This window comes from Microbacterium sp. LB12 (assembly GCF_037150835.1).
GTDB lineage: Bacteria > Actinomycetota > Actinomycetes > Actinomycetales > Microbacteriaceae > Microbacterium.
Genome location: NZ_JBBCPF010000002.1, coordinates 137,351 through 152,869, shown reverse-complemented (window position 1 = coordinate 152,869; position 15,519 = coordinate 137,351). Strand labels below are relative to the sequence as shown.

14 protein-coding genes are annotated in these 15,519 nt (G+C 68.1%); 4 read left to right on the top strand and 10 right to left on the bottom strand.

Annotated elements, in window-relative coordinates:
- Positions 1-78 precede the first annotated feature (78 nt).
- The 4 genes from WFM69_RS05230 to WFM69_RS05215 form a co-directional block, all read right to left on the bottom strand.
- Entirely contained in the window at positions 79-1,509 is a 1,431-nt protein-coding gene (locus tag WFM69_RS05230) for a GH1 family beta-glucosidase (RefSeq protein ID WP_337002392.1), read from the bottom strand.
- A 5-nt stretch (positions 1,510-1,514) separates the two neighbouring features.
- On the bottom strand, positions 1,515-2,405 hold the full coding sequence (locus WFM69_RS05225; protein WP_337002390.1) for a carbohydrate ABC transporter permease: 891 nt from the start codon (positions 2,403-2,405) through the stop codon (positions 1,515-1,517).
- The gene (locus WFM69_RS05220; RefSeq protein WP_337002388.1) at positions 2,402-3,490 is read right to left on the bottom strand and encodes a carbohydrate ABC transporter permease; all 1,089 of its coding nucleotides are present in this window, start codon (positions 3,488-3,490) and stop codon (positions 2,402-2,404) included. Before WFM69_RS05220 ends, WFM69_RS05225 begins: the two co-directional genes overlap by 4 nt.
- Positions 3,491-3,560: 70 nt before the next feature.
- Positions 3,561-4,871, bottom strand: a complete 1,311-nt coding sequence (locus WFM69_RS05215; RefSeq protein WP_337002386.1) for an ABC transporter substrate-binding protein — start codon at positions 4,869-4,871, stop codon at positions 3,561-3,563.
- A 135-nt stretch (positions 4,872-5,006) separates the two neighbouring features.
- On the opposite strand from WFM69_RS05215, the gene WFM69_RS05210 reads away from it, so the two are divergent.
- From WFM69_RS05210 to purQ, 3 genes are all read left to right on the top strand, one after another.
- Complete coding sequence (locus WFM69_RS05210) at positions 5,007-5,540, top strand: adenine phosphoribosyltransferase (RefSeq protein ID WP_337002384.1); 534 nt, start codon at positions 5,007-5,009, stop codon at positions 5,538-5,540.
- Between the two features lie 80 nt (positions 5,541-5,620).
- Positions 5,621-5,869: a phosphoribosylformylglycinamidine synthase subunit PurS gene (gene purS / locus WFM69_RS05205; RefSeq protein WP_337002382.1), complete on the top strand. Its 249-nt coding sequence runs from the start codon at positions 5,621-5,623 to the stop codon at positions 5,867-5,869.
- Complete coding sequence (purQ, locus tag WFM69_RS05200) at positions 5,866-6,573, top strand: phosphoribosylformylglycinamidine synthase subunit PurQ (RefSeq protein ID WP_337002380.1); 708 nt, start codon at positions 5,866-5,868, stop codon at positions 6,571-6,573. Before purS ends, purQ begins: the two co-directional genes overlap by 4 nt.
- A gap of 24 nt (positions 6,574-6,597) precedes the next feature.
- Here purQ and WFM69_RS05195 read toward each other — a convergent pair whose 3' ends face one another.
- The 5 genes from WFM69_RS05195 to WFM69_RS05175 all read right to left on the bottom strand — a co-directional run bounded on the left by WFM69_RS05195 (position 6,598) and on the right by WFM69_RS05175 (position 12,228).
- On the bottom strand, positions 6,598-7,707 hold the full coding sequence (locus WFM69_RS05195) for an ROK family transcriptional regulator (RefSeq protein ID WP_337002377.1): 1,110 nt from the start codon (positions 7,705-7,707) through the stop codon (positions 6,598-6,600).
- Between the two features lie 67 nt (positions 7,708-7,774).
- The gene (locus WFM69_RS05190; RefSeq protein WP_337002375.1) at positions 7,775-8,887 is read right to left on the bottom strand and encodes an ROK family transcriptional regulator; all 1,113 of its coding nucleotides are present in this window, start codon (positions 8,885-8,887) and stop codon (positions 7,775-7,777) included.
- Positions 8,888-8,993: 106 nt separating this feature from the next.
- On the bottom strand, positions 8,994-9,848 hold the full coding sequence (locus WFM69_RS05185; protein ID WP_337002373.1) for a carbohydrate ABC transporter permease: 855 nt from the start codon (positions 9,846-9,848) through the stop codon (positions 8,994-8,996).
- 2 nt (positions 9,849-9,850) lie between these two features.
- Positions 9,851-10,807 (bottom strand): carbohydrate ABC transporter permease, encoded by a 957-nt coding sequence (locus tag WFM69_RS05180; RefSeq protein ID WP_337002371.1) that lies wholly within the window; start codon positions 10,805-10,807, stop codon positions 9,851-9,853.
- Between the two features lie 98 nt (positions 10,808-10,905).
- Entirely contained in the window at positions 10,906-12,228 is a 1,323-nt protein-coding gene (locus WFM69_RS05175; RefSeq protein WP_337002369.1) for an extracellular solute-binding protein, read from the bottom strand.
- A 308-nt stretch (positions 12,229-12,536) separates the two neighbouring features.
- Here WFM69_RS05175 and WFM69_RS05170 point away from each other — a divergent pair, with 308 nt between their 5' ends.
- The gene (locus WFM69_RS05170) at positions 12,537-14,174 is read left to right on the top strand and encodes a beta-N-acetylhexosaminidase (protein WP_337002367.1); all 1,638 of its coding nucleotides are present in this window, start codon (positions 12,537-12,539) and stop codon (positions 14,172-14,174) included.
- A gap of 17 nt (positions 14,175-14,191) precedes the next feature.
- Here the strand turns inward: WFM69_RS05170 and WFM69_RS05165 are convergent, their stop codons facing one another.
- Complete coding sequence (locus WFM69_RS05165; protein ID WP_337002365.1) at positions 14,192-15,457, bottom strand: hypothetical protein; 1,266 nt, start codon at positions 15,455-15,457, stop codon at positions 14,192-14,194.
- Positions 15,458-15,519 lie beyond the last annotated feature (62 nt).

Below are 15,519 nucleotides of genomic sequence, written 5' to 3'. Positions count from 1 at the left end.
GCCCTATTCTCGTGCCTGCGGGCTCAGAAACGTGCCCGGATGGCGGGTCGGGCGCACCTTTTCGCGCCCGCCGCCGACCTAGACCGCCCGCGCGGCGATGATGCGGCGGTACTCCCGGCCGGAATCCTTCAGGCTGCGCTCCTGCGTGTCGTAGTCGACGCGCACGATGCCGAAGCGCTTGTCGTACCCCCACGACCACTCGTAGTTGTCGAACAGCGACCAGTAGAAGTAGCCGCGCACGTCGACTCCGGCTTCCACAGCGTCCAGCACGGCATCCAGGTGTAGTCGCAGGAACTCGGTGCGATCGGCGTCGTGCACGCGCGTCTCGCCGTCTTCGACCACCGCGACATCGTCGTAGGCGGCGCCGTTCTCGGTCATGGCGAGCACGGTGCCCGCGGGCTCGGCGTACTCGGTCCAGACCCGCTGCAGCAACCGGGTCAGCCCTTCCGGCTGCACCTCCCAGTTCTGCGCGGTTCGCGGCAGGCCCCGCTCGATGGCGTGGATGCCCTCGCTCGACGGGTACGGGCTGCGTCCCTTCCGCTCGGTCGCGGGCCCTCCCGACACCGGCGGCTCGGCCGGAGCCGTGCCCGACACGAGGTCGCCGTGGTAGTAGTTCACGCCCTGGGTGTCGATGTGCTGCGCGATCGTGTCGAAGTCGCCCTCGTGCACGGCGGCCTCGAACCGTGCGACTGCCTCCGCATCCACCGCTCTGATGTCCTCGACGATGTCGGCGGGGTAGCTGCCGCGGTAGATCGGGTCGAGGAACCATCGGTTGAACTGGCCGTCCACCCGGCGCGCAGCGTCGACGTCGGCCGGGTTCTGCGGGTCGGCGGGATCGGCGACCGTGTGGTTGAGGGTGATGCCGAGGTTGAGCGAGGCGTCACGGCCGCGCAACTCCTGCACCGTCCGGCCGTGCGCGAGCAGCAGGTGGTGCGAGGCGAGCAGCCCCTCCGCGATGCTCGTGTGCCCCGGCGCGTGCTCGCCGCCCGTGTAAGAGAGGAACGACGAGCACCACGGCTCGTTCAACGTGGTCCACACGTTCACCCGGTCGCCGAGGGCGTCGTGCATGGTGCCCGCGTACTCGAGGAAGCGGTCGACCGTGTCGCGGTTCGTCCAGCCTCCGACCTCCTGCAGGGCCTGCGGCATGTCCCAGTGGTAGAGCGTCAGCCAGGGCAGGATGTCGGCGGCCAGCAGCTCGTCGACCAGCCGCTCGTAGAAGTCGACCCCCGCCGCATTCACCGCACCGCCGTCGGGGCGCACACGCGACCACGAGGTGGAGAACCGATACGTCTGCAGCCCCAGCTCCTTCATGAGCGCCACGTCCTGCGGATACCGGTGGTAGTGGTCGCAGGCCACGTCGCCGTTGTCGGCGCCGACGACCGCGCCGGGCACACGCGCGAACGCATCCCAGATCGACGCCGTGCGTCCGTCCTCGAAGGCCGCTCCCTCGATCTGGTAGGCCGCCGTGGCGGCGCCGAAGAGGAAGTTCTCGGGGAAGGAACGGGTCATAGGGGTCATCCTTTCACCGCGCCCGCCATGATGCCACTGACCAGCTGCCGGCCCGCGATCACGAAGAGCACGAGCAGGGGGAGGGTCGCGAGCACCGCGCCGGCGAGCACGATCGAGTAGTCGATGTAGTAGCCCGATTGCAGCTGGCTGAGCGCCGTCTGCAGGGTCGGATTCTGCGGGGAGAGCACGATCAGAGGCCACAGGTAGTCGGTCCATGCGGTCATGAAGGTGAAGAGTCCGAGGATCGCCATGGCCGGGCGCGCGGCGGGAATGCCGACCGTGAGGAACGTGCGGAACTGGTTCGCGCCGTCCATGCGCGCGGCCTCGATCAGCTCGTCCGGGATCACATCGACCAGGTACTGCCGCATGAAGAACACCCCGAAGGCGGTCACCAGGGTCGGCACGATCACCGCCCCGATCGACCCGGTCCAGCCGAGCTGGCGCATCAGCATGAACAGCGGGATGATGCCGAGCTGCGTCGGGATGGCCATGGTCGCGATCACGAAGATCATCAGTCCGTCGCGGCCCTTGAACCGCAGCTTCGCGAACGCGTATCCGGCCAGGGTCGAGAACGTCACGACCGAGACCGTGATGATCGTCGAGATGAGGAATGAGTTGCCCAGCGCCAGCCAGAACGGGATCGCGTCGAACACCTTGGCCGCGTTGGTGAAGAAGTTGCCGCCGGGGAGCAGGGGCAGCGTCTCGCCGCGGGTGGCGTTGGTGCGGCTCGCGACCACGACCGACCACCACAGCGGGTACACGCTGCCGATGATGAACGCGGCGAGCAGCCCGTAGGTGAGGAAGCCGGGGCGGCTGCCGATTCCGGCCGTGCCGGTGGATGCGCCACGGCGACGGCGGATCCTCTCGGGCACGCTGAGTGCCTGCGTGGCGGTCATCGCGCGTTCTCCTCGGTCGTGGTGGCGATCGTCGTCCCTGCGGCTGCTGCGGTCGCTGACGACTCGGTCGTGCGGGCGCGGCGTCGGGCCATGCGGTTCTTCGGGGCATCGCCGGTGGAGATGCGGCGGGAGATGAGGAAGTTGATCACGCCGATCGCGACGATCAGCAGGAACAGCAGGATGGCGACGGCCGACGCTTCGCCCAGGTTGCGGCGGAAGAACGCCAGCTCCCACAGGAACAGCACCGTGGTCTGGAACTGCCGGTCGCTGCCGCCGATGCCGCCCGCGGTGGAGACGTCGAACAGGCGCGGCTCGGCGAAGATCTGCAGCCCGCCGATCGTGGCCGTGATGATCACGAAGATGAGCGTCGGCCGGATCGTGGGGATCGTGATCGAGAAGAACCGGCGGGCGGCGCCGGCGCCGTCGAGAGCCGCCGACTCGTACAGGTCGCGCGGCACGGCCTGCATCGCGGCCAGCAGGATGAGGGCGTTGTACCCCGTCCAGCGGAAGTTCACCATGACCGCGATCGCGATGTGCGACAGGGCCGTGTTGTGCTTCCACTGTTGGTCGGCGATGCCGATGAGGTTGAGCAGGTTGTTGGCCAGGCCGTCGGCCTCGTTGAAGATGCTCGAGAAGATGATGGCGACTGCCACCGGGGTGACCACGAACGGGATGAGCACGCTCATGCGCCAGAACGTCGGGGCCCGGAGTCCCCGGTCGAGGAGGTACGCGATCACGAGGGCGACCGCCAGCTGCGGAATCGCGGAGAGCAGGAAGATGCTCAGGGTGTTGCCGATGGAGTTCCAGAACATGGCGTCGCCGAGGATCTCGACGAAGTTGCCGACGCCGACGTAGTCGCCCTGCCCCTTGAGCAGGTCCCAGTCGTGCACCGCGACCCACACCGTGTACAGCAGCGGGAACAGACCGACCAGCCCGAACAGCAGGAAGAACGTCGAGATGTAGAAGTAGGGCGAGGCGTGCTGGTCGAAGCGTGAGACGCGGTGGCGCCAGGAGCGCTTCGCGGGCGCATCCGGTGGCGCGGATGCCGCGGGCTGAGATGCCTTCGGCGGGGCGGTGAGAGTCATGGGGTGTCCTTGGAGGGAGGCGGATGGGGCGCCGCATCCCGCTTGCGCGGGACGAGGCGCCCCGGGGTGATCAGCCGACGAGTTCGTTCAGCAGACCGATCGCCTGGTCCCAGGCACCCTGCGTGTCGGTCTCCTTGCGGTCGAGGCTGCTGAGCGCCGGACCGAAGACGTTCTCCTGGATGACCGAGTCATCCGCGCCCTTGAACTGCGCCACGACGCCCTTCGCACGCTCGGCGAGGATCGCACCGGTGGGAGCGTCGTTGAAGAAGGCGTTCGGCGTCGCGTCCGAGGCCAGCTTCTCCTGCGCCTTGATCGTGGAGGGGAAGTTGCCCGCCGCGGCGGACTGCTTCACCTGCTGCTCGGGCTGCGTGAGCCAGTCGGCGAGCTCGGCCGCCGCCTCCTTGTGCTGCGAGGTCTCCGGGATCGACAGGAAGGCGCCACCCCAGTTGGCCGCGCCTCCGGGGAACACGTCGGCGAAGTCCCATCCGGTCGACGCATCGCCGCCGCCGGCCTCGATCTGGCCCTGCACCACGCCGAGCATCCACCCGGGGCACACGAACGTCGCGAAGGTGCCGTCGACGAACGACTTGCCGCCGTTCCAGTCCCAGGCCGTCTGCGCGGCGGACTGGCCGCCCTCGGTCGCGGCTCCCAGCAGCTCGAAGCGCTGCTTGAGCTCGTCGTTGCCCTCGACGTTCAGCTCGCCGTCGGCGGTGTAGTAGCCCTCGTCGAGCTGGTTGACCATGGCGTTCCACACGAAGCCGGAGTGGTCGTACCAGGCCTTGCCCGTCTTGGCGGTGTAGTCGGCGCCGACGGCGAAGTAGTTCTCCCAGTCGCCGTTGAGCAGCTCGGCGACCGACTCGCGATCGCTCGGGAGACCGGCGGCCTCGAACGCGGCGCCGTTGTAGCAGATGCCGCTCGGGCCGATGTCGGTGCCGTAGCCGATCACGCGGCCTTCGGCATCGGTCGCCTGCCCGTACTTCCAGTCGACCCAGTCGGCCTTGCGGTCTTCGATGCCGTAGTCGCGCAGATCGACGAAGGTGTCGGAGACGTCCATGATCGCGCCGAGCCAGCCCTCCTCGATCGCGACGACGTCGCTGAGACCGGAGCCGGCGGCGATCTTCGTGAACGCGTCGGTGCGGGCGTTGCCACCGGTGTCGATGTTGGTGGCCTCGATCTTCACGTTCGGGTGGAGCTTCTCGTACTCCTTGTAGAGGTCGTCGTAGCCGAAGGTGCCGAACGTGGTGACGGTCAGCGTGACCTGTTCGTCGGCGTTGCCTTCGCCGTTGTCGCCGGTGCTGCTGGAGCAGCCGGCCAGGGCGAGGGCGGAGACGGATGCCACGGCGGCAGTCACGAGGATCCGGTGGCGGGCACGTGTGTTCACAGTTCACTCCTTTGTGGTGGTCGTGCGGTGTGTGATGCTTCGGGACGTCGTGGGAGCGCTCCCACATACTGGGCAGTCACTCTATGGGAGCGCTCCCACGGTGTCAACCTGAGCCAGCCGGGGTACCCTTGGGCAGTGCCCGAAGCCACACTCTCCCCTGCCCTCGTCCGCGCTGAAGCCCTGATCCGCAACGTGCCGGACTATCCGGAGCCGGGCATCATCTTCCGCGACATCACCCCGCTCCTCGCCGACGCCGAGGCGCTGCGCGTGACGACGGAGGCGATCATCGCCCCGTTCGCCGGCCAGTTCGACGTGATCGCCGGCATCGAGGCACGCGGCTTCATCCTCGCCAGCGCCGCCGCCCTCGCCGCCGGCGTCGGCCTCATCCCGATCCGCAAGGCCGGCAAGCTGCCCCGCCCCGCGGCATCCGTCGACTACGCCCTCGAGTACGGCACCGCCACGATCGAGATGCACGACGACCTACCCGCAGGCTCCCGCGTGCTGCTCATCGACGACGTGCTCGCCACCGGAGGAACGCTCGCCGCGGGCCGTGAGCTCGTCGAACGCCTCGGCAGCCATGTCATCGGCATCTCCGTGCTGTTCGAGATCGACGGCCTCGGCGGACGCGAGACGGTCGGAGACCTGCACACGGTCTTCCACTCCGCGTAGCCCGCGCCTCGCGAGCAGGGGCCGTCACCCGGGGCAGTAGACTGGGTGCGCCCGTCCGCCCGCGACTCCCGGAGCCGTTCATGCCCACCATCGTCGTCGACGTCATGCCCAAGCCCGAACTGCTCGACCCGCAGGGGAAGGCCGTCTCCGGCGCCTTCGCCCGCCTGGGCGTCGAGGGCTTCACCGATGTCCGCATCGGCAAGCGCTTCGAGCTCACCGTCGAGGGCGAGGTCACCGACGAGGTGCTCGCCGAGGCCCGACGCATCGCCGACGAGGTGCTCTCCAACTCCGTGATCGAGGACGTCGTCGGCATCGAGGTGGTCGAGTGACCGTCCGCATCGGCGTCGTCACCTTCCCGGGTTCGCTCGACGATCGCGACGCGCAGCGCGCCGTCCGCATCGCCGGCGCCGAGCCGGTCGCCCTGTGGCACGGCTCGCACGACCTCGAGGGCGTCGATGCCCTCGTGCTCCCCGGCGGCTTCAGCTACGGCGACTACCTGCGCGCCGGCGCGATCGCCGCGCTCTCGCCGATCATGAGCGAGGTCAAGAATGCCGCCGCCAAGGGCATGCCCGTGCTCGGCATCTGCAACGGATTCCAGATGCTCGTCGAGGCGCACCTGCTCCCCGGCGGCCTGATCCGCAACAACCACCAGCACTTCGTGCGTCGCGACCAGAAGCTCACGGTCGAGAACTCCGACACCGCCTGGACCAACGCGTTCCGCACCGGCCAGGAGATCGTGATCCCGCTCAAGAACGCCGACGGCGGCTACATCGCCGATGAGCAGACGCTCGACCGCATCGAGGGCGAGGGGCTCGTGGCCTTCCGCTACGCGGGCGTGAACCCGAACGGCTCGCTGCGCGACATCGCCGGCCTCACGAACGAGGCGGGCAACGTGGTCGGCCTGATGCCGCACCCCGAGCACGCCACCGAGGCGGGCTTCGGCCCCGACACGTCCGCCGCCATGCGCAGCGGTGTCGATGGGCTCGACTTCTTCACGAGCGCGATCGCCGACGTCACCCGCGTCGCCGCCTGAGCCCCACCCCCGCCACTCCGCCTCTCAGCGGATGCCGAGCTCCTCGGCGATGACGAGGGCGGTTCCCCCGAGGAGCACGATGTCGTCGCCACGCACGGCGACGCGGATGTCGAGCGCATCGGTGACGATGGCGAGTGTCTGCTCCTCGATGGTCGCCCTGGCCTCATCGAGGAACACGCCGCCGACCACGTCTTCCGGACCGGACAGGACGACCTGCTCGAGCCCGAGCGCCGTCACGACGGGTGTGAGCACGCGTCCGAGCGCCCGCCCGGCCGCTCCCAGCACCTCATCGGCGGAGGCGCCGGGCCGGGCCAGATGCTGCCGGATGTACGGGACCGCGGCGACGACCTCGAGACATCCGTGGCGGCCGCATCGACACTGCACGCCGGTCTCGTCGACCAGCACGTGCCCGATCTCACCGGCGGTGTAGCGATGACCGGTGACCAGTGTGCCGCCCACGACGACGCCACTGCCGATGCCCTGCCCGATCCGGACGAGGGCCAGGTCTTCGACGGCAGGCTGCCCGTAGGTCCGAGCGGCGAGCGCCGCGGCGTTCGCGTCATTCGCGATGTGCACCGGAACGGGTACGGCGTCGGCGATCGCGGCACCGACGTCGAGATCGTGCCAGTCGAAGGCCACGGCCTCACGAACCACGCCCTCGGCGTTCACGACGCCGGGCGAACCCACCCCGACGCCGAGGACGCGCACGGTCGAACGCTTGACGAGCGCCGATGCCAGGGAGCACACCTTCCGCAGGAGCGCCTCACCGGTGGCTCCGTCCATGGGCATGCTCATGGTGTGGATCACCTCGCCATCGAGGTTCATGATCGCGCCGGTGAGCTCGGCGTACGCCGACAGGTCGAGGGACACCACGTGGTATGCGTCGGCGTTCAACGCGATCGGCGTGCTCGGCTTGCCCACGCGTCCGCCCGACCTGGGCCCGTGCTCCAGGACCAGCCCCTCGGCGGTGAGGTCATCCACGATCCGCGACACGCTCACTCTGGTCAGACCGGTCCCCCTCGCCAGGTCGGCGCGACTCATCGCGCCCCCGTGGAAGAGCGTGCGAAGGATCAGCGACCGGTTGACCTGGCGCGTGTGCTCCGGAAGCGCCTTCTCGGTACCGCGACTCGCCACGATCGCATCCGCGTTCCTCGACCCCATCAGACACTCTCCCACTCAAGAGGGCATCCGACCACCGTGGTCACGAGATCCCCAGCTCCGCTGAGAGTACCGCGACAGCCGCCCCCTGCAGCCCGAGCAGGCCGCCGTCGGAACCGATGTCCACCCCGATCGGGCGCGTCGTCGCGGGCAGCGTGCGTGCGGTCAGGCGCTGCTGCACGTCCGCAGCGAAGGCATCGTCGAGGAGGTCTTCGGGACCGGCGAGCACCACGCGCGTCGCTCCGAGGACGGCGATGATGGGCGCGACGGCCGCTGCGATCGCGTCGGCCGCATCCTGCATCACCACGTCCCGAGGCTCCCCCTCGTCCATCCGGTGCCGCAGCTCCGGGATCGCGACGATCGACTCCAGACATCCGCGGCGCCCGCAGGCGCACTCCATCTCCCACTCCGGCGCCACGATCACGTGCCCGATCTCGCCCGCGGCGAAGTCCTCGCCGTCGATGAGCTTCTCCCCGACGATCAGCCCCGCACCGACTCCCCTCTGGATGGTGAGGATCAGAATGCTCCGCCCGTCGTTCTGACGGAAGGTGTGCACGGCGAGCGCCATGCCGTTGGCGTCGTTGACGATGTGCACCGGCAGATCGAAATGCCTGGCCAGAGCACCGCGCACATCGGCGTCGAACCAGCCGAGGTGCGGGGCGTAGCGCACCACACCGTCGCGGTCCACGACGCCAGGACTCCCGATGCCGATGCCGAGCACGGGCGCCGTGGCCTGACCGATCAGGTCCTCCGCCATGTCGATGACACGAGCGATCGCGGCATCTCCGCGGTCGGCCTGCCCGTCGAGGCGCCGCAGGGTCGATGCCCGGCCGCGCAGGTTCATGACCGCGCCCTGGAAGGCCTTCTCGTCGGACAGGTCGAGGCTGATGATCGAGCGCGAGTCGTCGTCGATGGCGACCAGCGTCGCCGGTTTGCCCACGCGCACCGCGGTGGACTGACCGGCGTCGACGAGGATCCCCTGTTCCACCAACTCGGCCACGATGGCCGAGACCGTGACCTTGTTCAGGCCGTGGAGCCGCGCGATGTCGGCACGGCTGCGCGGCCCGTCGTGGAACAGCGATTGCAGAAGCATCGCCCTGTTGCGCAGACGACTGTGCTCCGGCAGAGCCTTGCTCGTGATGCGAAGATCAGCCATTGATCTTCCTCTCTCTTCGGTGCGCGATCACCGGGACGGGTGAGGCCGGCGAACGGATCCCAGCCTCGCACACCGCGTGTGCATCGGCAGCCGGTGATCGCACGCCTCAGCCCTTCACCGCCCCCGCGGACATCCCGGTGACGAGGTTGCGCTGGATGATCATGAAGAACACGACGACCGGCAGCGCGAACAGCGTGGCCGCAGCCATCTGCCCGCCGTAGTCGGTTCCCATCTCACCGCCGACCGAGACAGTGAAGGAGTTCAGCCAGACCGGCAGGGTGTAGTTCGCCTGATCCTTCATGAACGTGTAGGCGATGATGTAGTCGTTCCACGCGGCGATGAAGGCGAACACGCTGCTGGAGATGATGCCGGGCATCACCAGGGGGAACAGCACTCGGGTGAGGACCTGCCAGGTGGATGCGCCGTCGATCCGCGCCGCCTCGTCGATCTCGATCGGGATGGCCAGGAAGAAACCGCGCATGACCCAGATCGAGAACGGGAGCACTCCCGCGACGTAGGCGAAGATGAGTCCCCAGTACGTTCCGAGCAGGCCCATCGAGTTGAAGATCAGGAACTGCGGGATGAGCAGCGCCGTCGCTGGGAGCATCTGGATGATCAGGATGAGCACGAGGATCGGTCGTCGTCCACGGAAGCGGAACCGCGAGAGCGCGGCCGCGGCGAACAGCCCGAGCACGATCGAGAAGATCACCGCCCCGGCGACCACGACCACCGAGTTCTGGAAGTAGACCAGGAACTGTCCCTTGCCGATGGCCGTGAAGAAGTTGTCGAGGGTGGGATTCTCGGGGAGGAAGTGCGGTGTCGTGCTGAGCATCTCCGACCGCGGCTTGAACGCCGTGTTGACCATCCAGTAGACCGGGAACGCCCAGACGATGCAGAAGACGATGGCGATGGTGCTGCTGATCCAGGGAGTGCGGCGGCGCCGACGGGTGCGAGTGGCCATGGTCACAGATCCTCTCCCGAACGCACGAGGCTTCGGATGTACAGGGCGCTGAGCGCGACGAGGATGAGCGTCGAGGCCACCGCGATCGCGGCGCCGGTCCCGATCTGCAGGTTCCCCGAGAAGGCGGTGGTGTAGGTGAAGACGCCGAGCGTGGAGGTCGCTCCGTTCGGGCCGCCCTCCGAGATCAGCCAGATCTGGTTGAAGACGTTGAAGTCCCAGATGATCGAGAGCATCGTGACCAGGAGCATGGTGGGCGCGATCGACGGCAGCACCACCACCCGGTAGATCCGCCATTCGGATGCGGCGTCGAGCCTGGCCGCCTCCTTCAGTTCGCCGGGGACCTGCGTCTCGGAGGCGTACAGCGTGAGCGCGATGAAGGGCACGGCCTGCCAGACGACCAGCAGCCAGATGCACACCCAGGCGAGCGTGGGGTCCGACGCCCAGTCGGTGCTGGTCATGTCGCCGAACAGCCCGGTCTGGGTCAGCATCCAGTTGATGACGCCATACTGCGGCTGGAAGAGCCAGGACCACACGATCGACGATGCGACGTTCGGCATCGCCCAGGCGAGGATCAGCACGACGGTGGTGACCAGCCGCAGCGCAGAGGTCAGGCGCGTCATGAGGTGCGACATGCCCGCGCCGATCACGACGCTGCCTGCCACCAGGGCGGTGGTGAAGAACACCGTGCGCACGAGCGCCCACCAGAACTCGCGGTCCGCGAGCACGGCGCCGTACTGCTCCAGTCCGACGAACTGGAAGGCTCCCGTGAACAGAGTCCGCTGGTTGTAGTCCGTGAAAGAGGTGAAGACGAGGAATCCGATCGGCAGCAGCGTGACGAAGACGATCACGATGCCCGCCGGGCTGAGCAGCCAGAACGGTGCGGAGGATCTGTGCGGGTTGTTCGTTCGGGGGGAGCGCGTCGGGGAGGCTCGACGTACCTCGACGGGAGTGCTGACCAAGGACTCGCCTTTCATCTGCGCAGCGCCGACGGATGATCGGCGCGCGGGTTCTCAGGGGAACGGGTGCCGGGTGACGGAGCCGCCCGGCACCCGTGCCACTACTTGGTGTTGAGCGTCTTGTCCGCCGCGACGTCGAAGTCGTCGGCGGCTTCCTGCACGCTCTTCGATCCGGAGGCGATGGACGAGAAGAGGTTGTTGATCGCTTTGTTGCTCTCGATCGTCGTCCAGTTCGCGTTCGCCGGAGTGGCCTGGGAGTTGAGGGCTGCCGTGAAGAAGCTGGCCTTCACCTCATCCAGCGACTCCTGCGCGAACGCGATGCCCTCGGCGCTGTTCGGGATCCAGCCGTCCACGCCGAAGACGTAGTCCTTCTGGATCTCGGGGCTCGCGGCGATCTTGACCCAGTTCAGCGCGAGGTCGCTGTGCTGCGACTTCACAGGGATGGCCCAGTCAGAGCCGCCGAGCATCACGGGCTGCGACTCGCCGGACTGACCGGGGAACGGGAAGGTGCCGAGGTCGTCCTCGAGCGTGGGATCGATCTTGAGGATCGCGGCCGTGTTGGTGTTGAGGATGGCCGAGGTCTTCCCGTCGGCGAAGATCTGGCTCTGGTTCGGCTCGAGGGTGTCGAGTGTGGAGGATGCCGCCGTGGAGTACTCGTTCTGGAAGGACTGGAACGTCCTCAGGCCCTTGATCGACGCCTCGCTCCCGAACGTGGAGGTCCACGACCCGTCCTTCTCGGTGGCGATGCTGCCGCCGGCGTCCCAGACGAACTGGAGGCCGGCGAACCAGTACTGTCCCGGGAGGTAGAAGGGTGCGAAGTCCGCAGTCTGGGCGTTCGCGGCCTTCACCTTGTCGAGGGCTGCCGTGAGCTCCTCATACGTCGTCGGCGCCTCGGTCACTCCCGCGGCGGCCCACATCGTCTTGTTGTAGACGACGGCGCGCGCTCCGGCGAATCCGGGAACGCCGTAGAGGCTGCCGCTGATCGTCGCGGGGTCGACGAGGCCGTCGAGCCAGGTCTGCCCCTGCGCCAGGTCGTCCTTGTACGCGCTCAGGTCGAACAGTCCGCCGTTCGCGCCGTAGCTTGCGACCTGCGTGTTGCCGACGTCGACGACATCCGGCGGGGTGTCGGTGGCGAGTGCGGTCGTGATCTTGGTGGTGATGCCGTCCCAGGTCTGCACCTGGAGGTTGACCTCCGCTCCCGTCTTCTCGGTGAACTTCGCGTTGATCGCGTCGAGGGTCTCGGTCGTGTAATCGCCGTCCATGACCCAGACGGTGATCTTCTGCCCCTTGCCATCGACCTGAGGGACCTTTCCATCGCTCGGGGCGGCACCTTGGCCGCTCCCGGTCGAACCGGAACATGCGCTGAGCGTGAGAGCAGCCACGACGCCGAACGCGCCGATCGCTGCCAACTTCTTGATTGCCACTGATCTTCTCCTTCGTAGATGTGCGACCGAACGTCTCTGCCGGCGCTCGCCCTTCACTTCACCGCCTGCCCCAGGGATGGACCACGTGAATGTGCTGGACGGTGAAAGTTAGTACACCTCTGTTTCATATCCTGTGTCAATCACAATGTGGCGCAGATTTGGAACTGTTATATTCTCTGGAATGACGCGGCGAATGCATTCATGATGCAAAAGCAGCCTCTCGAATTAGGTAACTATATTTACTAACTATTAGGGCATGAAACCAACTAATTCATGACCGCGAGATCTGCCTATACAGGAGCTGGACCATGCCGACCCTCTTGCCCCGAGCCCTCCACGAACGCGCCCTCGAGGGGGATTTCGAGCTCACGCCGGAAACCACGATGACGGCCCCTCCGGCGCTCGTCGAGCCGGCGCTGCGCCTACAGGAGCAGTTGCGCCACGCGACCGGTTTCGTTCTCCCGATCACGATCGTCGAGCACGGCGCGGCACACCACACCGGGATCCGTTTCGAGCAGGATGACCGGCTCGATGAGGAGGGCTTCGAGCTCACGGTCACCCCCGCGGGGGTGCGGATTGGAGCAGCCGTCGAGCGCGGCGCGCACTGGGCCGCGCAGGCCCTGCTCCAGCTCTTCCCCGCCACCATTCACCGCCGCGCGCCGTTGCCGTCGACGGTTCCATGGCGCGCTCCTGCACGAGAGATCCGCGATTCACCCCGGTTCAGCTGGCGTGGTGCCATGCTCGATGTCGTCCGCCACTTCGCACCTCCGCGCGACATCCGCCGGTTCATCGACCTGCTCGCCATGCACCGGCTGAACACGCTCCACCTGCACCTGACGGACGACCAGGGATGGCGCATCGAGATCGCCCGCTACCCGAAGCTGACCGAGGTCGGGAGTTGGCGTCCCGAGTCGCAGGTGGGCGCCGCGCCCGAGTCAGACGGCGACGGAAGACCGCACGGCGGTTTCTACACGAAGGACGACCTCCGCGAGATCGTGGCCTACGCCTCGGCTCGAGGGATCACCGTCGTCCCCGAGATCGAGCTCCCCGGGCACGCACAGGCCGCCGTGGCCGCCTATCCCGAACTCGGTGTCGGAGACGCGGCCCCCGAGACGCCCTGGACGCGCTGGGGCATCAATCCCGTGATCTTCAACGTCGAGGAGTCGACCATCGCCTTCCTCGCCGATGTCCTCGACGAGGTCATCGACATCTTCCCCTCGGAGTACATCTGCATCGGCGGGGACGAGTGTCCGAAGGTGCAATGGCGCGACGATCCGCGCACGCAGGAGCGCATGCGCGAACTCGGGGTCGAGGAGGAGGAGGAGTTGCAGAGCTGGTTCATCGGGCGCATCGCCGCCCACCTCGCCTCCCGCGGGCGGAAGCTGCTCGGCTGGGACGAGATCCTCGAAGGCGGACTCGTCGACGACGCCAGCGTGCTCTCCTGGCGCGGGCAGATCGGTGCCCTCGTGGCCGCACGCGCCGGGCACGACGTGATTGCCTGCCCCGTCGACTCGGTCTATCTCGACTACCGGGAGTCGGACATGCCCGGCGAGCCGATCCCGGTTGGCACCGTGACGACGGTCGAGACGGCGTACGGGTTCGACCCGGTGCCGCCCGAGCTCAACGCGACCGAGGCGCGCCACGTGCGGGGCGGGCAGGCGAACCTGTGGACCGAGCACATCGACTCGTCGCGCGCCATCGATTACCACGTCTTCCCGCGCCTGTGCGCGGTGTCCGAGGCGCTCTGGACGCGCGGAGACCGCGACTTCCGCGAGTTCGAGCCGCGGCTCGTCGAGCACCTCGCGCGCCTCGATGCGGCGGGCGTCGAGTACCGGCATCCGGACGGGCCACGGCCGTGGCAGTCGCGCCCCGGCGTGGTGGGTCGACCGTCATCGATGGAGGATGCCGTGGCGCACCTCGAGCGGATCACGGCGAACATCGGCTGACCCCTTCCGCCTCCCGGTCAGTCGACCGGGAGGCGGAAGGGGTTGTCCCCCGCCGCTGCGAGCAGGTACCACGCCGTCGTTCCCGTGTGCAGGCTCGCGTAGTAGAGGTCTCCGAAGCCGGAGTCCAGGCCGTCGGTCGATGTCGCGACGATCCCCTTGCCATCGCCGTTCACGGCATCGCGCTGCGCCAGGCGGATGCTGCCCAGCAGCGTCTCGGCACGGTCGGCATCGCCCGCTCCGCCGCGCAGTGTGAGCGCCAGGGCGAGGTGTCCCGCACCCTCGAACCAGGCCTTCGACACGTCGACGTCGCTGATCGAGGGCCCCGTGTACGGGCCGTCGGTGGCGATCAGGTTCGTGAGGGTCCAGTCCAACGCGGCGCCGTAGCGGGCGTCGCCCGTGCCGAGGTAGCTCCACGTCTGCGCATCCAGCGGGACGGGATGGGTGTTGACCGTGGAGCCGTCGAGGAGAGTACCGGTGTCGACGTGGCCGTCCGTGCTCTGCATGGCCGTGACGAACGCCGCCGCGACCGCTGCCCGATCCGCCCACACGGTGTCGCCGGTGAGCTGCGCGAGCTGCGTGAAGAAGCCGGCGACGTCACTGTTGTGCTCGGTGGACTTCCACACCAGCGGGGTGCCGTCTGCGAGCTGGCCGCCCGTGTAGCCGAAGGGAGCGCGCACCAGGTCGGCCGTGTTGTCCTGGATCCACTGACCGATGCGCAATGCGCTGTCGAGGTAGCGGGAGTCGCCGGTCGCGTGTGCGAGCCGGGCGAGTGCCATCCCCGCCCAGGCCTGGTTGCCGGTGAACGTGCCGGGGCCGGTGATCTCCACCCGCCCGTCCCGGATGCCGTGCGGCTCGTAGGAGGTGCGCGTGCGCCCGTCGCCGATCGGATCGTTCTCCTGCACGAACAGCAGGGTGTCGCCGATCGCCCGCGCCCGGCGGAGGTCGTCGGGCAGACCACGCGCCGTGTAGGCGATGATCACCAGGGCATCGTCGTAGACGAACGAGGGCGTGAAGTCCCAGGTCGGGAGGTCGGTGAAGAATCCGCCCTGATAGCTGCGCGGCAGGCAGTGGCCCGCGCCGTCGCAGAACTCGTCGACGCGCGCGTCGAGGAACTCGTAGGCGAGGGCCACGGACTGGGCCGGATCGGTGGTGACGTCGGCGGTCGCATCGCCGGGATCGCCGATTGCGCCGAGGGCCGCGGGGGCGGCTCCGGCGAGGACGGCTGCGGCGACGAGAGCGGCACCGATGGCCCAGGGCGCGGAACGGCGCGATGAACCGGACATGTGGGGGGAACCTCTCGGTCAGAACCGCGCGGTGGGGAGACGCGCAGGTGACCCAGGGGTCA